The following is a 22,830-nucleotide window of genomic DNA, read 5'->3' on the forward strand; positions in this document are numbered from 1 at the left end:
ATCTGGCCGAACCTGCAGAAGGGTATCCTGGGCGAGATGGACCCGCAGGCCGCGCTCGACGATGCCGCCGCCAAGGCCAAGGTGATCATGGAGGACGCCGGCTACATCAAGTAGTCGACGCCACCGACGGAGGGGCGGCCCGCCGCCCCTCCCGTGCCCCCCGAGAAGCCGGCCGGATCACCCTTCATGCTGTTCAGGCGACGCGAACGCGCCACACCCTACCTGCTGCTCATGCCAGCCCTCGCCATCATGGCCTTCGTGGTGGTGATCCCGCTCGGCTTCTCGCTCTATACGAGCTTCACCGGCTACCGGCTGATCAAGCCCGAGACGATCAACGACTTCGTCGGCTTCCGCAACTACCAGCGCATCCTCACCGACCCCGAGTTCTGGATCCCGTTCGGGCGCACCGTGCTGTTCCTGACCGTGGCGCTGAACATCGAGTTCCTGCTCGGCCTCGGCATCGCGCTGCTGATCAACCAGATCACCTGGGGGCAGCGCACGCTGCGCACCATCATGATGTTCCCCATGATGTTCTCCCCCATCCTCGTCGGCTTCCAGTTCAAGTTCCTGTTCAACGACAATATCGGGGTGGTGAACAATGCCCTGCAGTCGCTGGGGCTGACCGGCTTCGCCGTGCCCTGGCTGGTCGACGGCTTCCTCGCCTTCTTTTCCATCACCTTCGCCGAGGTGTGGATGAGCACCTCGGTCTTCGCCATCCTGCTGCTGGCCGGCCTGTTCGCCATGCCGCGCGACCCGATAGAGGCGGCGCGCGTCGATGGCTGCAATCCCTGGCAGACCTTCCGGCACATCACCCTGCCCTTCCTGATGCCCTTCGCCTACATCGCCATGGCGATCCGCTCGCTCGACGTGGCGCGCGCCTACGACATCGTCAAGGTGATGACCGCCGGCGGCCCGGCGGGACGCACCGAACTGCTCTGGACCCTCATCGCGCGCACCGGCTACGAGAACTCGCGCATGGGCATGGCCAACGCCATGGCCTATTTCTCGACCATCCTGTCGATCCTGTTCACCTGGTACTTCTACCGAAAGCTGGTGGCCTCCCGCCGCTACATGGGAGGGCTGGAATGAGCGACGCCGTCGAAAGCCGGGCCTCCAAGGCCGCCAAGCGCTTCGCCCTGACCGCGCTCACCTTCCTGCTGATGATGGTGATGTGCGTGCCGGGCCTGTGGGTGATCCTGTCGGCGTTCCGGCCGAACGCGGAGATCCTCTCGAAGCCGCCGATCTGGGTGCCCGAGCGGCTGACGCTCGACAACTTCGCCAAGATCTTCGGCTTCGGCTCCGACCAGATCGCCATCCCGGTCGTCTCCTACTTCACCAACTCTCTGGTCATCGCCCTGACCTCGACGGCGATCGCGCTGCTGATCGGCATGGCCGGCGGCTACGCCTTCGCCCGCTTCCGCTTCCGCGGCAAGGCCGGCATCTTCCTGGGGCTGATGCTGTTCCGCGCCGTGCCAGGCATCGCGCTGTCGCTGCCGGTGTTCATGCTGTGGAGCTGGATGGGCCTGATCGACACCCAGCTCGGGCTGATCATCGTCTATGTCAGCCTCAACGTGCCCTTCACCATCTGGCTGATCGACGGCTTCTTCCGCCAGATCCCGATGTCGCTGTCGGAGGCGGCGCAGGTGGACGGCTGCACGGCCTGGCAGGCGTTCTGGAAGATCGAGTTCCCGCTGGCCCGCTCCGGCATCGCCGCGGCCGGCGTCTTCGCCTTCCTCACCTCGTGGAACGAGTACGCGCTCGCCAGCCAGCTGACCCGCTCCACCGATTCCAAGACCCTGCCAGTCGGCCTGCTCGATTTCACGGCGCAGTTCACCATCGACTGGGCGGGCATGTGCGCCATGGCGGTGATCATCATCATCCCGGCGCTCATCCTTACCTTCCTCGTCCAGAAACATCTGATCGCCGGGCTCACCTTCGGCGGCGTGAAAGGATAGCCCATGGCGGAAATCGCTCTGGAAAAGGTCGTCAAGAAGTACGGCTCCGTCGGCGTCGTGCACGGCATCGACCTCAGGATCGCGCATGAGGAATTCGTCGTCCTGGTCGGGCCGTCGGGCTGCGGCAAGTCGACCACGCTACGCATGATCGCCGGCCTCGAGGACATCACAGGCGGCCTGATCCGCATCGGCGACCGGGTGGTGAACGACCTGCCGCCGCGCAAGCGCAACATCTCGATGGTGTTCCAGAACTACGCGCTCTATCCGCACATGAACGTGCGCGAGAACCTCGGATTCGGACTGAAGATCGCCGGCGAGACGCCGGAGCGGATCGCCGAACGGGTCAACGAGGCGGCGGAGATCCTCGGCCTCACGCCGCTGCTCGAGCGGACGCCGGCCGAACTCTCGGGCGGGCAGCGCCAGCGCGTCGCCATGGGACGGGCGATCGTGCGCAACCCCGACGCGTTCCTGTTCGACGAGCCGCTGAGCAACCTCGACGCCAAGCTGCGCGGCCAGATGCGGGCCGAGATCAAGAAGCTGCACCAGAAGGTGCGGACGACCGTGGTCTACGTCACCCACGACCAGGTCGAGGCAATGACGCTGGCCGACCGCATCGTGGTGATGCGCGACGGCCACATCGAGCAGGTCGGCACGCCGATGGAGGTGTTCAACCATCCCCGCACCACCTTCGTTGCGACCTTCATCGGCTCGCCGCCGATGAACCTGCTGCCGGCGCGGATAGACGGAGATGCGGTCCGCCTCGCCGACGGCACCGAGGTGCCGGTTCCGGACCGGCTGAAGCCCTTCGTCGCCGATGGCGAGGAACTGACGCTCGGTATCCGGCCCGACGATATCAGCCCGGTCGGCCACGGGCTGAGCCAGGACGGTCCCGGCGCCGAGATCGAGCTGACCGTGGAACTGGCCGAGCCTCTGGGCATGGAGAGCCTGCTCTACACCCGCGCCGCCGGCCAGGAGGTGCTGGCCAAGCTCTACGGCCCGCGCATCGTCACGCCGGGTGAGCGGCTGAACTTCCGCCTCGCGCTCGACCGCGCCCATCTGTTCGATACCCGCACCGGGCTCTCGGTGCGGGCGCGTCAACCCGGGGGAAACTAGTCATGCAGCGCATGGGCATGGTGATCGGGCTCAAACCCGAAAAGGTCGCCGAATACAAGCGGCTGCACGCCGCCGTCTGGCCCGAGATCCTCGCAAAGATCAGCGAGTGCAACATCACCAACTATTCGATCTACCTCAAGGAGCCGGAAAACCTGCTGTTCGGCTACTGGGAGTATCGCGGCGCCGACTTCGCCGCCGATGCCGCCCGCATGGCCGCCGATCCGCGCACGCAGGACTGGTGGGCCGTCTGCATGCCCTGCCAGGAGCCGCTGCCCGATCGCAAGGACGGCGAATGGTGGGCGATGATGGAGGAGGTGTTCCACCATGACTGAACAACGTCTCGCGGCGCTGCGCGACTGCTACACCTCGGTGCTGCACGACGTGATGCGCGGCATGGGCCTGCGCAACTTCACGCTGCCGCCGCGCCTCCGACCACTCGACCCCGCCGGCGTCCTCACCGGCCCGGCCTTCACCATCGAGGGCTGCATCGACGAGACCGCGGACGCCCACAAGACGCTGCTCGAATGGACGGGCCTGCTCTCCAAGTGTCCCTCCGGCCATGTCTGGGTCGCCCAGCCGCACAACCAGCTCGTGGCGCAGATGGGTGAGCTGTCCGCCGAAACGCTGCACCGCAAGGGCGTGCTCGGCGTCGTCACCGATGGCGCCCTGCGCGACACCAACTTCATCCTCCGGCTCGGCTTTGCCTGCTGGGGCACCTTCCACACGCCGCGCGACGTGGTCGGGCTGTGGCTGCCCACATCCGTCGGTCAGCCGATCATGATCGACGACGTGCGGGTCAATCCGGGCGACTGGGTACACGGCGACCGCGACGGCATGGTGGTGATCCCAGCAGCGGTGCTGGACGAGGTGATCGACAAGGGCGTCGCCGCGATGACCACCGAGAGCAAGGTGCGGCGCGCCATCATCGAGGGCATGGATCCGCAGCAAGCCTACCTGACCTACGGGAAATTCTAGCCAATGCGCATCGCCGAACTCGAAATCCGCGCCTGCCGCCATTCGGGCTCGACCATTGCCGGGGCGGCGATGCGCGACGGGCAGAGCCAGGACGGGCTCGAGTACCTGGTGCACACGCTGCGCACCGAGGACGGACGTTCGGCGTCGATGTTCGGCTTTGCCGGCCGCTCCGCCCTCGGTGCGGCGCATCAGGCCGCCGCCTCGCTGCGCCCGTTCTTCGTCGGCCGCAACGCCCTCGACCGCGAGAAGGCCTGGCAGGACTGGCGCACGGCGGACCGCTGGTGGCATCACCTCCCCATCTACAGCTACGGGCCGCTCGACTGCTGCCTGTGGATCCTCGCCGCGGAAGCCGCCGGACAGCCGCTCTGGCGCTTCATCGGCGGCGCCCGCGACCGGGTGCCGGTCTATGCCTCCTCGCTCGTCCTCGCCGACGCCGAGGCCTATGCCGCAGAAGCGCTTCAGGTGCAGGCGGCGGGCATGAAGGCCTATAAGATCCATCCGCCCGGCCGGTCGCTCGAGGTCGACATCGCCATTCACCGCGCAGTCCGGGCCGCGGTCGGGCCGGACTTCACCCTGATGTCCGACCCGGTCGCGCCCTATTCCCTCGAGGAAGCGGTGCGGCTCGGGCGGGTGCTCGAGGAGCTCGGCTTTGCCTGGCTCGAGGAGCCGCTGCCCGACGAGGCCTTCGGTGCGCTGCGCGAACTGAGCCGGGTACTCGACATTCCGGTGGTGGGCACCGAGGTACTGCCCAGGCATCCCTACTCGGTCGCCGAGTGCATAGCCTCGCGCGTTGTCGACGCGGTGCGTGCCGACCCGTCCTGGAGCGGCGGCATCACCGGCACGCTGAAGACGGCCCGGCTGGCCGAAGCCTTCCATATGAAGTGCGAGCTGCACACCACCATCCTCGCCCCGCTCGAACTGGTGAACCTCCACCTCAACGGCGCCATCGCCAATTCGAGCTACCTCGAACTGCTCTGGCCGCGCGCGCCCTTCGATTTCGGCCTTCTGGCGCCGCTGCCGATCGCCGACGGCATCGCCACCATGCCCGAGGGCCCCGGCCTCGGCATCGGCCTCGACTGGGACCTCATCGACAACGACACCATCGCGGTTCTCCAGCCATGACCACGACCGACACCCGCCTGCTGCTGCTCAGCGATGCCGACAATGTCCTGGTCGCCCGGGCGACCATCGAGGCCGGCGAGACCGTCGCCGTCTCGGGGACCCCAGTCACGCTGACGGCCCGCGTCATCATGGGGCACAAGCTTGCCCGCCGGACGATCCCGGCCGGCGCGCTGGTCCTGAAATACGGCGCCCCCATCGGCACCGCGACGCGCGACATCGGCATCGGCGAGCACGTCCACCTGCACAACCTGAAGAGCAACTACACCGCCACGCACTCGCTGGAGGCGGCTCGTGCCGACGCGGAAGGAGAGCAGCAATGAGCGAACTGACCGGCTATCTGCGCGCCGACGGACGCAAAGGCATCCGCAACGTCGTTGCCGTCGCCTACCTGGTCGAGTGCGCCCACCACGTGGCGCGCGAGATTGCCTGGCCGCAGCGCGATCGGGCCCATGTCATCGGCTTTCCCGGCTGCTTTCCCAATGCCTATGCGCAGCAGATGATGGAGCGGCTGTGCACGCACCCCAATGTCGGGGCGGTACTGCTGGTCTCGCTCGGCTGCGAGAGCTTCAACCGCTACGCCCTCGAGAAGGTGATCCGCGACAGCGGCCGGCCGGTCAGGGCGCTGGTCATCCAGCGCGACGGCGGCACGCGGGCGACCATCCGCGACGGCCAGGCCTGGGTCGAGGCGCAGGTCGCCGCCCTCGCCGAGATGCCGCGGGTGCCGATGGATGTCTCAGAACTGGTCGTCGGCACCGTCTGCGGCGGTTCGGACGGCACCAGCGGGCTCTCCGGCAACCCGGCCGCCGGCCGCGCCTTCGACCGGCTGGTCGAGGCCGGTGCCGCCTGCATCTTCGAGGAGACCGGGGAACTGATTGGCTGCGAGGAGATCATGGCCGCCCGCGCCAGGACGCCGGAACTGGGCGACGAGTTGCGCGCCGCGGTGGGCAAGGCGGCCCGCTACTACGCCACGCTCGGCTATGGCAGCTTCGCCGCCGGCAATGCCGACGGCGGCCTCACCACCATCGAGGAGAAATCGCTTGGCGCCTATGCCAAGTCCGGCGCCTCGCAGATCGCCGGCCTGATCAAGCCGGGCGACCGACCGCCGCGCGGCGGGCTCTACCTGATGGACGTAGTGCCCGACGGCGAGGTGCGCTTCGGCTTTCCCAACATCTCGGACAATGCCGAGATCGTCGAGATGATGGCCTCGGGCGCCCACCTGTCGCTGTTCGTCACCGGGCGCGGCTCGGTGGTCGGTTCGGCCCTCGCGCCGGTCATCAAGATCGCCGCCAATCCGCACATGTACGAGCGGCTGGCCGAGGACATGGATGTCAATGCCGGCCGCATCATCACCGGGACCGCCTCGCTCGACGAGGTCGGCGAGGAGATCTACCGGCTGGTGCTCGACGTTGCCGCCGGAGCCGAGACCAAGTCGGAAGCGCTCGGCCACGCCGAATTCATCCTGACCTACAAGAGCTTCGAGCCGATCGGCCCGGCCTGCCTGCCGGCCTAGCCTCGCCCCCGCTGAAGGAGAAGTATCCTGGACCTCATCGACACCCACCAGCACCTCATCTACCGCGACCGCTTCGGCTATGGCTGGACCAGTGGCATCCCCGCGCTGGCCAGCGGGGACTTCACCCTCGCCGACTACCGCCGACTGACCGAGGGAGCCGGCGTCGCCGGAACGATCTTCATGGAAGCGGGCGTCGACGACGCCGACTACCAGAAGGAGGCGCGCTTCATCGCCGGACTGGTGGGCACCGACGGGCTGCTCGGCCAGATCGCCTCGTGCCGCCCAGAGGAGGAGACCGGCCTCGAAGCCTGGCTGGACGAGTGCGGCGGGCTCAAGGTGGTCGGCTTCCGGCGCATCCTGCACGTGATGCCCGACGAACTCTCCCGCTCGAGCCAGTTCCGCGCCAACCTGCGACGGATCGGCGCCGCCGGCCTCGCCTTCGACGTCTGCGTCCTCGCCCGGCAGTTGCCGATCGCCGCCGAGCTGGCGCGCGCCTGCGGCGATCAGCAACTGGTGCTCGACCATTGCGGCGTGCCCGATATCGCCGGCGACGCCTTCGAGGCCTGGGCCGCCGGAATCGACGCGCTGGCCGCCCTGCCCCATGTCAGCGTCAAGCTCTCCGGCATCACCGCCTATTGCGCGCCGGGCACGGCGACGACCGCGACGCTGCGCCGCTGGGTCGATCACGTGCTCGACCGCTTCGGCCCCTCCCGCATCGTCTGGGGCGGCGACTGGCCGGTGGTCAATCTCGGCTCTGGCCTCCGCGAGTGGATCGGCATCACCGGGGACTTGCTGGCGGGGCTGGCGCCCGACGAGCGGCAGGCCATCGCCGGCGGCAATGCACGGCGGATCTACGGCGTCTAGCTGCGGAGGTCCCGATTTCCGCGCATCCGTACCGACACCGCGCGCAACGGCCTTGCATCGCCCCGGCGCGATTGGCATCCGTCGTGGTCGGCCGGAGGTGAAGAAATGGATGCCATGCAGGACGAGCAGAAATACACCGCGCCGGCGCTCGAGAAGGGCCTCGACATCATCGACGTGCTGTCCTCGCAGGATCACGGCCTGACGCAGATCGACATCGCCCGCACGCTGGACCGCTCGGTGGGCGAGATCTACCGCATGCTGGTGGTGCTGCAGCGCCGCGGCCTCGTAGCGCTAGATCCGGCCGGGGACCGCTACTACCTCACCACCAAACTGTTCGAGATGGCCAACCGGACACCGGTGATCGCCCGCCTCACCGTCGCCGCCGCCCCGATCATGGCCGATCTCGCCAACACCACCGACGAGTCCGTCCACCTGGCGGTGCTTTCGGACGAGAGCATCATCGTCATCGGCCAGGTCGACAATCCCGGCTACAATATCATGCGCGTCCGCCTCGGCGCCCGCATCCCGGCGTGGAAGACGTCCTCGGGGCGGGTGCTGCTGGCCAACCTGCCTGAGGAACAGTTCGAGGCCTTTCTGGCCGAGCATCCGCATCCGGACGGACTGCTGCCGACGCGGCTGCGCCGGGAACTGGGCGGCATCCGCCGGCGCGGCTACGAGCAGATGCGCTCCTATGTGGTCAAGGGCGTCACCAATATCAGTGCCCCGATCATGTCGCATACCGGCATCGCCGCCGCCATGACCATCCCCTATGTCGATCGCCATTTCGGCAGCGTGCCGATCGACGAGTGCCGGCAGATCCTCGTCAGGGCCGCCGCCGACCTCTCCCGCGCCATCGGCGGCACGGCCGGCCCGACCGCGGCATCAGGCGCTGGCTGATCGTTCCGACCTACCGCTGCAGCTCGATGCCAAGCTGCTGCAACTCTCCGAGGCCGTGGTCGAGCAGATTCTCCCAGCTGGCCAGCGGATCGTGCGGGACATCGCGATTGGCCGTGAGCGCCAGTTCGACCGCCAGCAGGTGGTCCGCCGCCGGTCGTCGGGCGATCAGCGAGACCTCCATCTCGGCCGCCAGTCGAACGGCCTCGCCAGCGAACTCCGTACAGCGCCGATAGCTCTGCGCGGCGAAGGCGGTCGCCGCACTGCCCGAAACGCCCGAGATGGCGCAGAACAGGCCGGTCGCATCGGCGGCGGGCAGACCCGTCGCACGGCAGTCGAGGGTCAGCGTCCGCCAGGCACCGGCGCCGTCGATGCCGTCGGTGGCATCGATGGCGCGCTGCAGGGCCTCAAGCAGCGGACCGGGTTCCTCACCCTCGGCGAGGACGACGCTGCTGGCATAGTCATGCCCCTGCACCGAGACCTCGATGCTGAGGCCCGCGCCCATGCCGCGGGCCAGTTCGCGGCAGGGCAGCGAGAAGGTCGGCAGCCTGCCACGCAGGCTGACCTGCGGATCGCGGCCGCAGATCTGGCGGTAGAGCCCATCGGCCGAACGCGGGGCCGGTGTCGGGTCGGCCCAGTGCAGGCTTGCGCCGATCAGCCGCCAGGGGGCGAAGGCGGCCTGCGGCGCGGACGGCGCGTGTTGCGCGGCGGCCTCCATCATCCGGCCCTCGTGAGCAGCGGCGCCCGCCGCAGCGCAGCCAGATCGGCCGAGCCGGTGCAGAAGCAGGCGATCCGCAACTGGTCGATCACGGTCGAGAAATGGGCAACCACGGCGTCCGGCGAGTCGACGGCGGCCTCCAGCACGCCGGCCGCCTGGCCGACCACATCGGCACCGAGGCGAATGGCCTTGGCCACGTCGATACCGCTGCGGATGCCGCCCGAGCCGATCACCGTCGCCTCCGGGCACGCCGACCGTACCCCGACGATGGCGCTGGCGGTCGGGATACCCCAATCGGCGAAGGCCCGCGCCACCGCGGCCTGGCGTGGCGTTGCGGCGCGCGCCGCCTCGACCGCCGCCCAGCTGGTGCCGCCGGCGCCGGCGACATCGATGAGGCTCACTCCGGCGTCGCACAGGCGGCGTGCGACCGTTGCCGACAGGCCGGCGCCCACCTCCTTAACGACCAGCGGGACGTCGAGCGCCTGCGCCAGTGCGCCGATCTTGCCGAGCAGCCCGCGCCAGTCGCGGTCACCCTCCGACTGCACGGCCTCCTGCAGGGGGTTGAGGTGGATGATCAGCGCGTCGGCCTCGATCATCCCCACCGCCCGCCGCGCCTCCTCGATGCCGAAGCCGCGATTGAGCTGGGCGGCACCGAAATTGGCCAGGAGCGGCACCGACGGCGCCAGCCGGCGCAGCTCGGAGCCGAGCCCGGAACTGCCCTGCCCCTCGATGGCGATACGCTGCGAGCCGACAGCAAGGGCAATGCCCAGCTGCTCGCAGGCGATGGCGAGATTGCGGTTGATGGCGCTCGCCCGTTCCGGGCCGCCGGTCATCGAACTGACGAGCAGCGGCGCGTTGATCCGCTTTCCGAGGAACTGCGTATCCAGCCTGATCTCGTCGAGGTGCAGTTCAGGGAGGGCATTGTGCTCGAAGCGTATGTTGTCGAAACCAGTCGCACCGGCCATCGCCTGGGCCTCGCCGGCGAGCACGATGTCGAGGTGTTGCGACTTTCGGTCCTTCAGCACGGGATGCTCTCTCCCAATCCGTCCGATGCAGACTACGAGCGGGTGTGCGCCTCGGTTCACTTTGCCCGGTCCCTTCCCGGAGCCAAAGGGTGAGCGATCCGAACACCGCCCACGATGCCACGCCCCCCGAGAGCCTCGCGCGGCTGAAGAGCAGCCTCGAGTCCCGCCTCAAGGTGCTGGTGAACTCGGGGCCAAGCACCCCCCGGCACCTGCGCGAGGCAATCCGCCACGCCCTGCTCGCGCCGAGCAAGCGGGTGCGGCCGATGATGGTCCACCTGGTGGCGGCGGGACAAGACTACCTGCACCTGCCCGCGCTCGATGCCGGCTGTGCCGTCGAAATGGTGCACACCGCCTCGCTGATCCTCGACGACCTGCCGTGCATGGACGATGCCAAGGTGCGACGGCAGCGGCCGACGACGCATGTTGTCTATGGCGAGGCGACGGCGATCCTTGCGGCCATCGCCCTGCTCAACCGCGCCTTCGGCGTCATCGCCGAACTCGACGACCTGTCGCCGGGCATCCGGACGCAACTGGCCGAACAGCTCTCCGGCGCAGTCGGCTGGGAGGGGCTGGTATCCGGCCAGGAACTCGACCTGCGCGGCGGCGACGGCGCCGACCCGGAGGCGATCGAGCGGCTCAACTGGCTGAAGACCGGCGTGTTGTTCGTCGCCGCCGCACAGATGGGGGCGACGATCCGCGGGCTGGGGCCGGCACAGACCGAGGCGGTGCGCACCTTCGCCACCCACCTGGGGCAGGCCTTCCAGACCGCGGACGACCTACTCGATGTGTCCGCCACCGCGGCGCAGATCGGCAAAGACGTCGGCCAGGACCGCGACAAGACCACCATTGTCAGCCTGCTCGGAACCGAAGTGGCGCGCCGACGCTGCCGCGAGCATCTCGAGCATGCCGAGCGCGCCCTCGCCCAGAGCAGCCTCGAGCCGCAGCCGTTCCGCACCCTGATCGGGCGCTATTTCGGCCCGTTGCAGACGGAAACGCCGTGACCGATGACGCCCCCGCCCTCCGCGTGAGCGGTCTCGAGGTCAACTACAAGAGCCGCAGGGTGCTGCGCGGCCTCGATCTGGAGATCGACGGCGGCACCATCTACGGGCTGCTCGGGCCCAACGGCGCGGGCAAGACCACGCTGATCCGGACCATTTGCGGCCGGGTGCGCGCCGGCGCCGGCAGCGTCACGGTGGCGGGCCGCGACAACCGCGATCGCAGCGCCCTGCGGCGGATCGGCCTCGTGCCGCAGGAGATCGCGCTCTACGGGCACCTGACCATCCGCGAGAATCTCGAGACCTTCGCGCGGCTCTCCGGCCTCGACGCCGGCGCGGCCGACGCGGCACTCGGCTGGGTGCGCGAGATCGGCGGGCTGGGCGAGCGCTGGAACGAGCGCACCGAGGTCCTTTCCGGCGGCTGGAAGCGCCGCGTGAACATCGCGGCCGCGGTGTTGCACCGGCCGAGCCTGCTCATCCTCGACGAGCCGACCGTGGGCGTCGACATCGATGCGCGCAACGACCTGCAGGCAGTGATCGTCGGGCTCAGCGCCGGCGGCATGGGGGTGCTGCTGGCCACCCACGACCTCGACCAGGCCGAAACCATCTGCAGCATGGTCGGCTTCCTGCGCAATGGCGTCATCGCCCCGCAGGGCACGCCCCGCGACCTGGTCGACGAGCAGTTCGGCGAGAGCAGCGAGGTGATCGTCGAACTGCGCGCCCCGCTCGCAGAGGCGCAGACTGCCGTGCTGGGGCGCGCCGGCTTCGTGCCGAGCAATGCCGGCATGACCTGGTCCATCCTCGACGAGACCGGGGCCGAGCACGCCGGCGACCTGGCCCAGCGGCTGGAACTGGTCGGCATCCGCGTCCGCGAGGTGCGGCTGCGCCGGCCGGGGCTCGACACCCTGTTCGTGCGCCTCTCCCAAGACGGCACGGCCCGGGGAACAGGCACATGATCCTCGCCATGTTCCGCGTCATGCTGCTGGGCCTCGCGCGCGACCGCGGCGCGCTGGCGATGGCCTTCATCCTGCCGCCGACGATCTTCGTGATCTTTGCCGCGATCTTTTCGGGAACCAGCGGCGACGGCCTGCGGCTGAAGCTCGCCTATGGCGTCACCGCCGCCTCGGACAACGCCGTGCGCCTCGAGACCGAGCTGCGCGCGGAGCCGTCGCTGCGCATCGCCACGGGCATCGCCGCGAGCGTGGACGAGGTCCGGGCCGCGGTCGCCGACGGGAGTGCCGATGCCGGGCTTTTGGTGCGCGGCGACCTCGTGGGCGACGCCGACAGCTCGCCGATCCTGGTCCTTGTCGACCCGGGCAAGCTGATGGCCGGACCGATCGTTGCCGGACATGTCCAGCGCATCCTCGCCACCCGCCTCGTCGACCTCGGCCTCGCCCGCACCGCGCCCCAGATCGAGGCGCTGGTCGGCGCCTTCACGCCCGAGCAATCGGCCCGCCTCGCAGCCGCACTCGACGAACTTGCCGCCACGCCGCCCGAACCGGACGCGACCGGCGGACTGGTCTCGACCGAGACCATCGGCGGGGGCGGCGAGGCCGGTGCGACGGTGACCTACTATGCCGGAGCCGTGGCCATCCTGTTCCTGCTGTTCTCGGCCATGCAGGGCGCGGCGACACTGATCGAGGAGCGCAGTTCCGGCATCGTCGACCGCCTGGCGGTCGGGCCGGCTGGAACCGACGTGGTGGTCGCCGGCAAGTTCCTGTTCCTGACGCTGCAGGGCATCGTCCAGGTGGCGCTGATCTTCATGGTTGCGGTGTTCGTCTACGGGGTCGAGCTGGCGGCACAGCTGCCGGCCTGGGCCGCAACGACGGTGCTGGCGGCGGCCGCCGCGGCGGGGCTCGGCCTCGCCATCGCCTCGGCCTGCACCACCAAGCAGCAGGCGCAGACAATCACCACCTTCGTCGTCCTTGTCGCGTCCGCCATCGGCGGCTCGATGGTGCCGCGCTTCCTTATGCCGCCATGGCTGCAGGATATCGGCTGGTATACTCCCAACGCCTGGGCGATCGAGGCCTATCAGGGCGCGCTGTGGCGCGGGGAGGGGATCGAGGCGATCGCCGGAGCGCTGCTGCCGCTGGGTGGCTTGGCCATCGCCGGATTCGTGGCGGCCCTCGCGATCTCGCGCTGGCGGCTGAAGCTCTAGGAGACACACCGGATGGCAACCGCAAACCCCAAGGCCGCCGCCAACCTCACCACGCGGGATACCGCGATCGGCCTTTCCCTCGCTGCACTGATCGTCGGTTCGTGGCTCGTCCTGCACGTCGGTGCCATCTTCATGGTCGACTGGACCGTGCCGGCGACCTGGCCGTGGATCCCCCTCGTGATCCTGCTGCAGACCTGGCTGTTCGTCGGGATGTTCATCGTAGCGCACGATTCGATGCACGGTGCGCTGGTGCCGCGGCAACCGGCCCTCAACGAGTGGATCGGGCGCGTCTGCGTCGCCCTTTATGCCGGGTTCTCGTACAAGGCGCTGTACGAGAGCCACCACAAGCACCATCGCTATTCGGGCACCCCGCAGGATCCCGACTTCGACGCCGAGTTCCCGCGCACCTTCTGGCCCTGGTACGGCACCTTCTTCCGGCGCTATTTCGGGCGGCGAGAACTGATCGTGCTGACCGTGGTCGTCGCGGTCTATGCGCTGATCCTGCGCGAACGCTTTCCCACCATGCTGGCCTTCTGGGCGTTGCCGGCGATCCTCTCGTCGGTGCAGCTGTTCTACTTCGGCACCTATCGGCCGCACCGCATCGAGGCGCAGCCCTTCACCGACCGGCACAACACGCGCAGCAACGATTTCGGCTGGCTGCTGTCGCTGCTCACCTGCTTCCATTTCGGCTACCACCACGAGCACCACGACAAGCCGTGGATCCCGTGGTGGAAGCTGCCGCGCTATCGGGCCGGACTGCTGGTGGAGCGCTGACGGCTCATCGCGGCCGCTGATAGAGCCCCTGGCGCGGCGTGGAGCCGCCGCTCGCAAAGCGGCTGGCGAGCGCATCGAGGAACGCTAAGGCGACGAATCCGAGCTTCTGCGCGCCGCTGGTCGAGACGCGCCGCTCCCAGGCGCCGGGGCCGGCGGACCGCAGCTTCTGCCCGATCGCCCGGTAGACGCGGCGCGCCGCCGCGATGGCCCAGGCCGATCGCCACGGCAAGGCCGCGAGGCCGGCGGCAGCCGAGGCGTAGTAGGGCTCGGCAGCATCGAGCAGACGCAGGGCCGCGGCATGCAGCGCCGGCCATTGCCTGCGATCCTCGGGATCGATGGTCGAAAGCCCCAGCGGAACGAGCACCTCCTCGGGCACATAGACCCGCCCCGCCCGCGCGTCGTCGACGATATCGCGGGCGATATTGGTGAGCTGGAAGGCGATGCCCAGATCGGAGGCGCGATCGAGCACGGCCTCGTCGCGCGCCCCCATGATCATCGCCATCATCACTCCGACGACGCCGGCCACGTGATAGCTGTAGTCGAGCACGTCGCCCAGGGTGCGGTAGCGGCGCGCCTCGACATCCATGGCAAAGCCCGCAAGCAGTTCGCGCGGATGGCGCGACGGGATCTGCGCCCGACGCGCCACGCGGGCAAGGGCCATGAAGGTCGGATCGGCCGCATGGCCCTCGGCCAGGGCACGATCCGTCTCGGCAATCAGCTGCTGCAGGCGCTGCCGCTGTCCGGTGCGGAAATCCGCCTGCTGCTCGTGCCCCAGCGTCTGCCCGTCGATCACGTCGTCGCAATGCCGGCACCAGGCATACAGCATCACGCAGTCGTCGCGCGTCTCGCGGTCGAACAGGCGGGCGGCTGCGGCAAAGCTCTTCGAGCCCTGCCGGATCACGACTTCGCTGGCCGCGACGACGCTGTCGCTCATTTGCCTGCGTCCGCGATCATCAGCCCGGCCGTCGCTTCCGCCGAGCCGACGACACCGGGAATGCCGGCGCCCGGGTGCGTGCCCGCCCCGACGATGTAGAGATTGTCGATCTCGTCGTCGCGGTTGTGCGGACGGAACCAAGCGCTCTGGGTGAGGATCGGCTCGACCGAGAAGGCGGAACCGAGATGGGCGTTCAGCTCGTCGCGGAAGTCGAACGGAGTGAAGTGCCGCACGGTGACCAGATCGTCGAGCAGGCCGGGGATGTAGCGATCATTGAGATACCTGAGGATGCGGTCGCGGTAGCGCGGCCCCTCGACGGACCAGTCGAGCGGCGCCGTGCCGAGGTGCGGTACCGGCGACAGCACGTAGTAGGCGCTGTGTCCGGGCGGGGCGAGCGAGTCGTCGGTGACGCTCGGGGCGTGCAGGTAGAGCGAGAAATCGTCGGCCAGCCGGTTCGAGCGGAAGATGTCGTCGATCAGGCCGCGATAGCGCGGCCCGAACAGCACCATGTGGTGCTTGAGCTCGGGGTGCTGCCGCTTGAGGCCGAAATAGATGACGAAGAGCGACATCGAGAAGCGGCTGGCCGTCAGCGCCTTGCCCCGCGCTTCGCCGCGCGGCGTACCGCGCAGCATGTGCTTGTAGGTGTGCACCACATCGGCATTGCTGGCGACCATGTCGAACGCCTCGCGCCGGCCGCCGGGAAGATGCAGTGCCCGCGCCCTGCCGCCCTCGACCTCGATCCGGTCGATCGGAGCATTGAGTTCGATGCGGCCACCCAGGTCCTCGAGCAGCCTGACCATGCCGGCAATCAGTGCCCCGGTGCCGCCCTTGGCGAACCACACCCCGCCGCGCCGTTCGAGCGCATGGATCAGGGCGTAGATCGAGGAGGTCGAGAACGGATTGCCGCCGACCAGCAGGGTGTGGAAGCTGAAGGCCTGCCGGAGCTGCTCGTCGGCGATGAACTGCGACACCTTGGAGTAGACGCTGCGATAAGCCTCAAGTCGCACCAGGTGCGGCGCCGCCTTGATCATCGAGGAGAAACTGAGGAACGGCACGGCGCCGAGCTTTTCGTAGCCCTCGTGGAAGAGTTCCTCCGAATAGGCGAGGAAGCGGCGGTAGCCTTCGACGTCGGCGGGGGACTTGGCGCGGATCTGGCGATCGATCTCGGCCTGGTCGTTGACATAGTCGAAGCGGAAGCCGTCCTCCCAGCACAACTGGTAGAACGGGCTGACCGGCAGCAGCGTCACATAGTCGGCGAGCCGCCGCCCGCTCAGGCGCCACAGCGCCTCGAGGCAGGCCGGATCGGTGATCACCGTGGGGCCGGCATCGAAGGTGAAGCCCGCGTCGTTGTAGACATAGGCCCGGCCGCCGGGCTTGTCGCGCTTCTCGAACACGGTGGTGCTGATGCCAGCGCTCTGCAGCCTGATGGCGAGGGCCAGCCCGCCAAACCCGGCTCCGATGACGGCGGCGGATCGGTTCGTCATGTCGTCTCCATGGATCGGCGCACCTGGGTCTCGAACAGGCATCCCAGGGCCTTCGAAATGCGCACGGGCGGCTTGCCGACCAGGATGCGGCAGGCATCGGCGAAGCTCGTCTCGCCGGCGTAGAAGCGCTCGATCAGCGGCCGTGGCAGGCGGTAGAAGCGCTGCAGCACGCGCACCCGCTCGGCCGGCGCGGCGGCCCGGAACAGCATGCGGTTGAGCAGGCGGTAGAAGCGCTGGCGCGACACCTGCCGCACGGCGTGCCGACGCAGGATGCGGGCGAGCGGCGCGCTGGCGATCGGCCAGTGGGCGGCGATCAGGTTGGCGACCCGCACCGCATCGGGCAGGCTGTAGCCGGTGGTCGGATGAAACAGCGCCGCCCGCATGCCGACCTGCGGCACGTCTTCCGGCCGCCCGGCCCAGAACGCTTCGGCATCATGGGCGAGACTGATCGGCAGGACGCCGGCCTCCTCGCGCAGCACCGCGCCCACGCTCCAGCCGCGCTGAGCGGCATAGGCATGGATGTCGCGTCTGAGCGCCGCGGGGTCGAGCGCCCCGCCATCGGCGTAGCGGGTATCCTCGATCAGCAGCCGGGTGGGCGAGAAGGGCAGCAGGTAGACGAAGCGGTAGCCGTCGAGCTGGTCGACCGTCGCATCCATGATCTGCGGCAGGTCGACCCCATGCGGCCGAGAGCATTCGACCTCGAGGCCGACGAACTTCTGAAACCCGAGCACCAGTGCCGGACTGGGTGCAAAGCCGCGGGCATCGACGACACAGCCGGCCGCAAGCGTCTGGCCATCGCCCAGCGTGACCCGATCCGGCCCCGGCTGTTCGACACGGGCGCCGAGGTGGAGGCGTACATTGCCCAGACGCCCCACCGCTTCCGCCATCGTCGCCGAACTGATCGAGGCATAGGGCGACGAGAGCTTCCGCTCGAAGGCCGGAAACCGAACCGCCTGCCCGCTCCAGCTGTGCGCCACCGCGCCCGCCAGCCAGTCGAGATCGTCGGCCGAGACGTCGGCGGCATGGAACGACCAGGTGTGTTCGCCGAACGGGCGGTCGGAGCCCTCGACGATGTCGATCGCCGGCGGCTCGGGCAGCCGCGCGAGCCGCAGCGCGATCAGCCCGCTCGCGAGCCCCGCCCCCACCAGCAGCAGCGATGATGGGCTGGCCATCTCCACGTCGTCCCCAAGCGCAGTCGAACGCCGGCAGGGCTGCCGGGTGCACAAGTCAGGTACGCCGGGACGGCCGGGTTGGATCAGGCACGGCGGCGCGCCTCAGCCGTGCGGCATTGTGTCGAGCCGGGAGCCGCCCGCGTCGAAGGCATGCACGAGTTCGTCCTTTAGGCGCACCGGAACGGTCTCCCCCACCTGCGGAAGCGTCGCCGGCGGCAGCGACACCGAGATCGGATCCTCGCTGCCCTCGAGGCCCAGATAGGCGATGTTCTCGCTGCCCAGCCGCTCCACCGCCACCACCCGCGCCTCGAACAGCGATCCCTCGGCGGCGAGGGCGAGGTGCTCCGCCCGCACCCCGAGGGTGACCTTGCCCTCAGCCCCGTCGACGCGCAGCCCGAGCGGGCGCCCGTTCTGCGCCAAGACGAGGCTGCCATCCGCGCCGACTCGGGTCGGGAACAGGTTCATGGCGGGCGAACCGATGAAGCGGGCGACGAACAGGTTAGCCGGACGCTCGTAGAGCTCCATCGGGGTGCCGACCTGCTCGATGCTGCCGGCGTTCAGCACGACGATCCGGTCGGCGAGCGTCATCGCCTCGACCTGATCGTGCGTCACGTAGACCATGGTGGCGCCCAGATCGGCGTGCAAGCGGGCGATCTCGATGCGCATCTGCACCCTGAGCGCCGCATCGAGGTTGGAGAGCGGCTCGTCGAACAGGAAGACCTTGGGGTTGCGGATGATGGCACGACCGATGGCGACGCGCTGCCGCTGCCCGCCCGAGAGCTGCTTGGGCCGACGGTCGAGCAGGTGCGTGATCTGCAGGATCTCGGCCACCTCCCTCACTCGCCGCTCGATCAGGTCGCGCGGCTGGTGCTTGAGGCGCATGCCGAAGCTGATGTTCTCGGCAACGCTCATGTGCGGGAACAGCGCATAGGACTGGAACACCATGGCGACGCCCCGCTGCGCCGGGGGCGTGTCGGTGACATCCTCGCCACCGATGATGATGCGACCCGAGGACACGCTCTCGAGGCCGGCCACCATGCGCAGCAGCGTGGACTTGCCGCACCCGGACGGGCCGACGAAGACGACGAACTCGCCGGAGCGGACGTCGAGATCGACGCCCTTGACGATCTCGAGCGACCCGAAGGACTTGCGAACGGCTTTGAAGGAAAGGTCGGTCATTGTTTGCCCGTCAGCCTTTGACCGCGCCCATCGTCATCCCTTTGATGAAGTAGCGCTGGAAGAACAGAAACACGATGAGGGTGGGGAGCGTGGCGATCAGCGACAGCGCGCCCTGCACGCCCCAGGCGACGCTGTACTGGCCCTTGAGCGAGACCATGCCGAGCATGATCGTGCGCTTGTCGTCGGACTGGGTGAAGATCAGCGGCCAGAGGAAATCGTTCCAGATCCAGGTGAACTGCAGCGTCACCAGCACGGCGAGGGCCGGCAGGCTGATCGGCAGCGCCACCCGCGTCAGCACCTGCCACTCGTTGGCGCCCTCGAGGATCGCCGCCTCGCGCAACGCAGACGGAACGGTGGCAAAGAAGTTGCGCATGATCAGCGTGCAGATCGGAATGCCGAGCGCGATATGGACGATGATCACCGGCCACAGCGTGTCGATCAGCCCCATGCCGTTGAACAGCCGGAACAGCGGGATCAGGATCACCTGCGGTGGAAAGAACATGCCCGAGACGAGCACGAGGAACAGAAGGTTGCTGCCGCGGAACGGCAGCTTGGCGAAGACGTAGCCGGCAAGAATGCCGAGCACGATCGAGCCGAACGTCGCCGGCACGGTCACGAGGAGCGTATTGACCATGTAGGTGTGGACGGCCGGGTTGCTCAGCACCTCGAGGTAGTTGTCGAGATAGAGCCCGTTCGGCCACGACCACAGGTTCCCGAGCGCGATGTCGCGGGTCGACTTCACCGACGAGAGCAGCACCCCCACGGTCGGCGCGAGGAAGGCCAGCGCCAGAATGACCAGCACCGCGAAGGTCGCCCCTTTCCACGGATCGAACTGCCGTCCGCCGCCCACCGGATATCGCGCGGCGTCAGTCATAGATCTCGTCCACCTTCCTGAGCTGGCGGAAATAGAAAAAGATGATGGTGATGGCGATGAGGAACAGCACGACCGAAATCGCGGCGCCGTAGCCCATCAGGTATTTCTTGAAGGACTCGTTGTACATATGCATGGCGAGCGTGTCGGAACTGTTGAACGGACCGCCGCCGGTCATGATGTAGAGGATATCGAAGCCCTTGAGCGAGTTGATGACGCTCAGTGCGATGACCACCACGGTCGCCGGCCGGAGCAGCGGCAGCACCACGTGCCAGATCCGCTGCAGCCGCGTCGCCCCCTCGAGTTCGCTGACCTCGATGAGGTCGGCGGGCACCGCGGTGAGACCGGCGAGGAAGATCACCATGGCGAGGCCCGTCTGCTGCCAGCTCCAGGCGACGATCACCGAGTAGATCGCCGTTGCCGGCTTGGCGAGCCAGGCGAAATTGGACTGCGTGCCCGTGGCGACCCCGACCAGCGTGTTCAGCAGCCCCCAGTCCGGCTGGTAGATCCAGATCCAGATCTGGCCGACGATCACCGCGGACAGGCAGATCGGCAGATAGAAGATGGTCTTGAAGATCGATCCGCCCGGCACGCGCGAGTCGATCAGCAGCGCCAGCGCCAGTCCCAGCCCCGAGGGCAGGATGATGGCCGAGACCATCCAGATCAGCGTGTTGGCGATGGCATTGAAGAACAGCCGGTCGGAGACGATCCGCGCGAAGTTGTCGAAGCCGACGAAGTCGTACTGGGCCCCGAAGCCGTTCCAGTTGGTGAAGCTGTAGTAGAACGAGCTGACCAGCGGCCAGATGACGAACAGTCCGAAGACGGCCACCGGCAGCGCCAGGAGCACGATCCGCCACATGAGTGTCCGCTGTTCCAAGCCGCGATCCTTCACCAACATCCAAGGGGCCGGGCGGAACCCCTGGGTCCCGCCCGGCCTCGATCAGGGAGAGCTTACTGCTTGAACGCGTCGGCCGCAGCCGCCTGAGTCTCGGTGAGGATGGTCTCGTAGCTCGCCGGGTCGTCCATGAAGCGGGCGAACATCGACAGGCCGACCTCGGCCACCGGCGGCGGCGTCGCGAGGTCGTAGTTGAAGGCGAAGGCCTCGGCGTTGCTGATGGTCGCGAGCGCGTGCTGCATGACCGAGGTGTAGTTGGCCGGATCGACCTTCACGTTCGCCGAGAGCGCGCCCTGGATGCCGGCCCACTTGGCCTGCACCTCGGGGTTGCTGACGAGGAAGGTGAGGAGCTTTTCGGCATTGGCCATGTTGGGCGCGTTGCCGGAGATCACGAGGCCGTCGACCGGCCCCACGGCGGCGTTGGCGACGCCATCGGCCATCTTGGGGAACTCGAAGAAGTCGTAGTCCTCGCCCGGCTTGAGCTCGATGCCGTTCCAGTAGCCGGTGATCCAGGTGCCCATCAGCGTCATCGCGGCATCGCCGCGGGCGACCTTGTCGGCCGCATCGGTCCAGTCGTCGGCATTGGCGTTGGGCGCGAAGTAGCCGGCGTCGACCAGCTCCTTCCACTTCTGCATGGCGAGCTTGACCTGGTCGTCGGTGTACGAGGCCGTGCCCGCCATCAGCGCCGCCCGGTATTCCGGACCCGCGGTGCGCAGCACCAGGTAGTCGAACCAGAACTGTGCCGGCCAGCGGTTCTTCGAGCCGAGCGCAATCGGCGTCACGCCCTTGGCCTTGAGCGTGTCGCACAGCGCGACGAACTCTTCCCAGGTCTTGGGCAGGTCGGTGATGCCGGCATCGGCCATGACCTTCTTGTTGTAGAACATGCCGGCGTAGTGATAGCCGAACGGCACCAGGTACCGGTCGCCATTGTAGAGCGTGGCGCCATCCGCGATCGACTTGGCGACGACGTCGCCGAGACCGTTGGCATCCCACATGGCGGCGATCGAGTGCAGGTTGCCGGCATCGACCACGAACTGCGTGCGGGCGCCGGCCCAGTAGCTGAACACGTCCGGCAGGCTGTTGCCGGCGGCGCGGACCAGGATGCCGGTCTTGAAGTCCTCGTGACCGATCGGGCTGTCGACGACCGACACCCCGGTTTCGGCGGTGAACTGCTTGAAGATCTCCTCAAGCCCGACCCGGCCCAGCTCGCCGGTGAAATAGTGGCTGATGCTGACCTCGCCGTCGGCATAGGCGGGCAGAGCGGCCGAGAAGGCGGTGCTCGCCGCCAGGGCCGAAGCCAGTACGAGACCGGCCACTTTGGTTCGAAGCATTACTTTCCTCCCTTGAAGTGCAAGTTGCCTTATGTTCAACAAAGGCAACTCTGACCTGCACTATCCACGGGCTGGATCATCGTTGTCAACGAAAAGTGTTGCGCATACGACCATTTTCTGACGTATTTGACTCCGGATCGGCCTTTGGCGTCACTCGTTTGCGCTATGTTGCACGATAGGTTGTCCAGTATTAAACTCGCGAGCAGTCGCAAGTTGGAGAATGCGAGATATGCGCCTGCTGCAATCGCTCAACCGGGGCCTCGAAACCCTCGACTTCCTCGTCGGACAGCCCGAGCCGGTGCGGCTGACCGACATCGCCGCGCACCTCGAGGTGGACAAGTCCAATGCCTCGCACCTGCTGCGCACCCTGGTTGCGGCCGGCTATGCCGAGCAGACCGACAACCGCCGCTACCGCGCCAGCGCCAAGGTGCAACCGCGGCGCGGCCACGATCTCGAGGAGATCATCGCCTGCCGCGAGGGCCTGCACCAGACGCTGGTCGATCTGGTCGACATCACCGGCGAGTGCGCGCACCTGGCCGTGCTGGTGGGGACGCGGGTCTGGTATGTCGACAAGATCGCCTCGCCGCTGCCGCTCAAGGTCGACCACCCGATCGGCTCGCTGGCACCCCTGCACTGCACCGCGCTCGGCAAGGCCTTCCTCGCCTTTGGCGAGGCCCGCGACGCCGGCGTGCTCGAAGCCTTCACGCCCAAGACGATCACCAAGGCCCAGGCGCTCGACTCCGAGATCGAAGCGACGCGCCGCCGCGGCTACGCCCAGGACGACGAGGAGTTCTCGCCGGGCATCCGCTGCGCCGCCGTGCCAGTCTACGCCGCCCCGGGCGACATGATCGCCGCCATCGG

Annotated in this window: 24 protein-coding genes; 15 read left to right on the plus strand and 9 right to left on the minus strand. The window is 68.1% G+C overall.

Annotated elements, in window-relative coordinates:
* Positions 1-186 precede the first annotated feature (186 nt).
* From ACE3TU_RS06225 to ACE3TU_RS06270, 10 genes are all read left to right on the plus strand, one after another.
* Positions 187-1,089 carry a carbohydrate ABC transporter permease gene (locus tag ACE3TU_RS06225; RefSeq protein ID WP_374621637.1) on the plus strand — a complete coding sequence of 301 codons (903 nt, stop codon included), beginning with the start codon at positions 187-189 and terminating at the stop codon, positions 1,087-1,089.
* Positions 1,086-1,955: a carbohydrate ABC transporter permease gene (locus tag ACE3TU_RS06230; RefSeq protein ID WP_374621640.1), complete on the plus strand. Its 870-nt coding sequence runs from the start codon at positions 1,086-1,088 to the stop codon at positions 1,953-1,955. Before ACE3TU_RS06225 ends, ACE3TU_RS06230 begins: the two co-directional genes overlap by 4 nt.
* A 3-nt stretch (positions 1,956-1,958) precedes the next feature.
* Positions 1,959-3,068, plus strand: coding sequence for an ABC transporter ATP-binding protein (locus ACE3TU_RS06235; RefSeq protein ID WP_374621643.1), 1,110 nt, complete (start codon positions 1,959-1,961; stop codon positions 3,066-3,068).
* A gap of 2 nt (positions 3,069-3,070) precedes the next feature.
* Complete coding sequence (locus ACE3TU_RS06240; protein WP_374621646.1) at positions 3,071-3,400, plus strand: L-rhamnose mutarotase; 330 nt, start codon at positions 3,071-3,073, stop codon at positions 3,398-3,400.
* Entirely contained in the window at positions 3,393-4,043 is a 651-nt protein-coding gene (locus tag ACE3TU_RS06245) for an RraA family protein (RefSeq protein ID WP_374621649.1), read from the plus strand. Before ACE3TU_RS06240 ends, ACE3TU_RS06245 begins: the two co-directional genes overlap by 8 nt.
* Before the next feature lie 3 nt (positions 4,044-4,046).
* Complete coding sequence (locus tag ACE3TU_RS06250) at positions 4,047-5,165, plus strand: enolase C-terminal domain-like protein (protein ID WP_374621652.1); 1,119 nt, start codon at positions 4,047-4,049, stop codon at positions 5,163-5,165.
* Positions 5,162-5,485, plus strand: coding sequence for a UxaA family hydrolase (locus tag ACE3TU_RS06255; RefSeq protein ID WP_374621655.1), 324 nt, complete (start codon positions 5,162-5,164; stop codon positions 5,483-5,485). Before ACE3TU_RS06250 ends, ACE3TU_RS06255 begins: the two co-directional genes overlap by 4 nt.
* Positions 5,482-6,675 carry a UxaA family hydrolase gene (locus tag ACE3TU_RS06260; RefSeq protein ID WP_374621658.1) on the plus strand — a complete coding sequence of 398 codons (1,194 nt, stop codon included), beginning with the start codon at positions 5,482-5,484 and terminating at the stop codon, positions 6,673-6,675. Before ACE3TU_RS06255 ends, ACE3TU_RS06260 begins: the two co-directional genes overlap by 4 nt.
* A 36-nt stretch (positions 6,676-6,711) precedes the next feature.
* The gene (locus ACE3TU_RS06265; protein WP_374621704.1) at positions 6,712-7,539 is read left to right on the plus strand and encodes an amidohydrolase; all 828 of its coding nucleotides are present in this window, start codon (positions 6,712-6,714) and stop codon (positions 7,537-7,539) included.
* A 105-nt stretch (positions 7,540-7,644) separates the two neighbouring features.
* On the plus strand, positions 7,645-8,436 hold the full coding sequence (locus ACE3TU_RS06270; RefSeq protein ID WP_374621660.1) for an IclR family transcriptional regulator: 792 nt from the start codon (positions 7,645-7,647) through the stop codon (positions 8,434-8,436).
* Positions 8,437-8,446: 10 nt separating this feature from the next.
* Here ACE3TU_RS06270 and ACE3TU_RS06275 read toward each other — a convergent pair whose 3' ends face one another.
* A complete protein-coding gene (locus ACE3TU_RS06275) occupies positions 8,447-9,154 on the minus strand; it encodes a hypothetical protein (RefSeq protein ID WP_374621663.1) in 708 nt (235 codons plus the stop codon).
* Positions 9,151-10,176, minus strand: coding sequence for a type 2 isopentenyl-diphosphate Delta-isomerase (gene fni, locus ACE3TU_RS06280; RefSeq protein WP_374621666.1), 1,026 nt, complete (start codon positions 10,174-10,176; stop codon positions 9,151-9,153). Before fni ends, ACE3TU_RS06275 begins: the two co-directional genes overlap by 4 nt.
* Positions 10,177-10,265: 89 nt before the next feature.
* Between fni and ACE3TU_RS06285 the strand changes: the two genes are divergently transcribed.
* The 4 genes from ACE3TU_RS06285 to ACE3TU_RS06300 are packed head-to-tail and all read left to right on the plus strand — an operon-like array spanning position 10,266 to position 14,103.
* Positions 10,266-11,177 (plus strand): polyprenyl synthetase family protein, encoded by a 912-nt coding sequence (locus tag ACE3TU_RS06285; RefSeq protein WP_374621668.1) that lies wholly within the window; start codon positions 10,266-10,268, stop codon positions 11,175-11,177.
* Complete coding sequence (locus ACE3TU_RS06290) at positions 11,174-12,127, plus strand: ABC transporter ATP-binding protein (protein WP_374621671.1); 954 nt, start codon at positions 11,174-11,176, stop codon at positions 12,125-12,127. Before ACE3TU_RS06285 ends, ACE3TU_RS06290 begins: the two co-directional genes overlap by 4 nt.
* Positions 12,124-13,329: an ABC transporter permease gene (locus ACE3TU_RS06295; protein ID WP_374621674.1), complete on the plus strand. Its 1,206-nt coding sequence runs from the start codon at positions 12,124-12,126 to the stop codon at positions 13,327-13,329. Before ACE3TU_RS06290 ends, ACE3TU_RS06295 begins: the two co-directional genes overlap by 4 nt.
* Before the next feature lie 12 nt (positions 13,330-13,341).
* Complete coding sequence (locus tag ACE3TU_RS06300) at positions 13,342-14,103, plus strand: fatty acid desaturase (protein WP_374621677.1); 762 nt, start codon at positions 13,342-13,344, stop codon at positions 14,101-14,103.
* A gap of 4 nt (positions 14,104-14,107) precedes the next feature.
* Here the strand turns inward: ACE3TU_RS06300 and ACE3TU_RS06305 are convergent, their stop codons facing one another.
* The 7 genes from ACE3TU_RS06305 to ACE3TU_RS06335 all read right to left on the minus strand — a co-directional run bounded on the left by ACE3TU_RS06305 (position 14,108) and on the right by ACE3TU_RS06335 (position 21,969).
* Positions 14,108-15,037: a phytoene/squalene synthase family protein gene (locus ACE3TU_RS06305; RefSeq protein ID WP_374621680.1), complete on the minus strand. Its 930-nt coding sequence runs from the start codon at positions 15,035-15,037 to the stop codon at positions 14,108-14,110.
* Positions 15,034-16,521, minus strand: coding sequence for a phytoene desaturase (locus ACE3TU_RS06310; protein ID WP_374621683.1), 1,488 nt, complete (start codon positions 16,519-16,521; stop codon positions 15,034-15,036). The genes ACE3TU_RS06305 and ACE3TU_RS06310 overlap by 4 nt, the downstream gene beginning before the upstream one ends.
* Positions 16,518-17,693 (minus strand): lycopene beta-cyclase CrtY, encoded by a 1,176-nt coding sequence (gene crtY, locus ACE3TU_RS06315; RefSeq protein ID WP_374621686.1) that lies wholly within the window; start codon positions 17,691-17,693, stop codon positions 16,518-16,520. The genes ACE3TU_RS06310 and crtY overlap by 4 nt, the downstream gene beginning before the upstream one ends.
* Before the next feature lie 102 nt (positions 17,694-17,795).
* Positions 17,796-18,872 (minus strand): ABC transporter ATP-binding protein, encoded by a 1,077-nt coding sequence (locus tag ACE3TU_RS06320; RefSeq protein ID WP_374621689.1) that lies wholly within the window; start codon positions 18,870-18,872, stop codon positions 17,796-17,798.
* A gap of 10 nt (positions 18,873-18,882) precedes the next feature.
* Positions 18,883-19,746, minus strand: coding sequence for a carbohydrate ABC transporter permease (locus tag ACE3TU_RS06325; protein WP_374621692.1), 864 nt, complete (start codon positions 19,744-19,746; stop codon positions 18,883-18,885).
* A complete protein-coding gene (locus ACE3TU_RS06330) occupies positions 19,739-20,620 on the minus strand; it encodes a carbohydrate ABC transporter permease (protein ID WP_374621695.1) in 882 nt (293 codons plus the stop codon). Before ACE3TU_RS06330 ends, ACE3TU_RS06325 begins: the two co-directional genes overlap by 8 nt.
* A gap of 74 nt (positions 20,621-20,694) precedes the next feature.
* Positions 20,695-21,969, minus strand: coding sequence for an ABC transporter substrate-binding protein (locus ACE3TU_RS06335; protein ID WP_374621698.1), 1,275 nt, complete (start codon positions 21,967-21,969; stop codon positions 20,695-20,697).
* 229 nt (positions 21,970-22,198) lie between these two features.
* Here ACE3TU_RS06335 and ACE3TU_RS06340 point away from each other — a divergent pair.
* On the plus strand, positions 22,199-22,830 hold a 632-nt coding region (locus ACE3TU_RS06340), incomplete at its 3' end, for an IclR family transcriptional regulator (RefSeq protein WP_374621701.1).

It is taken from the genome of Devosia sp. (genome assembly GCF_041917035.1).
In the GTDB taxonomy this organism is placed as follows: domain Bacteria; phylum Pseudomonadota; class Alphaproteobacteria; order Rhizobiales; family Devosiaceae; genus Devosia_A.

Bases quoted from the DNA above. Each gene is read 5' to 3' on its own strand.
- ACE3TU_RS06335 (WP_374621698.1), bottom strand. From the start codon at position 21,969: ATGCTTCGAACCAAAGTGGCCGGTCTCGTACTGGCTTCGGCCCTGGCG.
- ACE3TU_RS06320 (WP_374621689.1), bottom strand. From the start codon at position 18,872: ATGACCGACCTTTCCTTCAAAGCCGTTCGCAAGTCCTTCGGGTCGCTC.
- ACE3TU_RS06275 (WP_374621663.1), bottom strand. From the start codon at position 9,154: ATGATGGAGGCCGCCGCGCAACACGCGCCGTCCGCGCCGCAGGCCGCC.
- ACE3TU_RS06325 (WP_374621692.1), bottom strand. From the start codon at position 19,746: ATGACTGACGCCGCGCGATATCCGGTGGGCGGCGGACGGCAGTTCGAT.
- ACE3TU_RS06300 (WP_374621677.1), top strand. From the start codon at position 13,342: ATGGCAACCGCAAACCCCAAGGCCGCCGCCAACCTCACCACGCGGGAT.
- crtY (WP_374621686.1), bottom strand. From the start codon at position 17,693: ATGGCCAGCCCATCATCGCTGCTGCTGGTGGGGGCGGGGCTCGCGAGC.
- ACE3TU_RS06235 (WP_374621643.1), top strand. From the start codon at position 1,959: ATGGCGGAAATCGCTCTGGAAAAGGTCGTCAAGAAGTACGGCTCCGTC.
- ACE3TU_RS06310 (WP_374621683.1), bottom strand. From the start codon at position 16,521: ATGACGAACCGATCCGCCGCCGTCATCGGAGCCGGGTTTGGCGGGCTG.
- ACE3TU_RS06240 (WP_374621646.1), top strand. From the start codon at position 3,071: ATGCAGCGCATGGGCATGGTGATCGGGCTCAAACCCGAAAAGGTCGCC.
- ACE3TU_RS06225 (WP_374621637.1), top strand. From the start codon at position 187: ATGCTGTTCAGGCGACGCGAACGCGCCACACCCTACCTGCTGCTCATG.
- ACE3TU_RS06245 (WP_374621649.1), top strand. From the start codon at position 3,393: ATGACTGAACAACGTCTCGCGGCGCTGCGCGACTGCTACACCTCGGTG.
- ACE3TU_RS06260 (WP_374621658.1), top strand. From the start codon at position 5,482: ATGAGCGAACTGACCGGCTATCTGCGCGCCGACGGACGCAAAGGCATC.
- ACE3TU_RS06230 (WP_374621640.1), top strand. From the start codon at position 1,086: ATGAGCGACGCCGTCGAAAGCCGGGCCTCCAAGGCCGCCAAGCGCTTC.
- ACE3TU_RS06250 (WP_374621652.1), top strand. From the start codon at position 4,047: ATGCGCATCGCCGAACTCGAAATCCGCGCCTGCCGCCATTCGGGCTCG.
- ACE3TU_RS06295 (WP_374621674.1), top strand. From the start codon at position 12,124: ATGATCCTCGCCATGTTCCGCGTCATGCTGCTGGGCCTCGCGCGCGAC.
- ACE3TU_RS06270 (WP_374621660.1), top strand. From the start codon at position 7,645: ATGGATGCCATGCAGGACGAGCAGAAATACACCGCGCCGGCGCTCGAG.
- ACE3TU_RS06305 (WP_374621680.1), bottom strand. From the start codon at position 15,037: ATGAGCGACAGCGTCGTCGCGGCCAGCGAAGTCGTGATCCGGCAGGGC.
- ACE3TU_RS06255 (WP_374621655.1), top strand. From the start codon at position 5,162: ATGACCACGACCGACACCCGCCTGCTGCTGCTCAGCGATGCCGACAAT.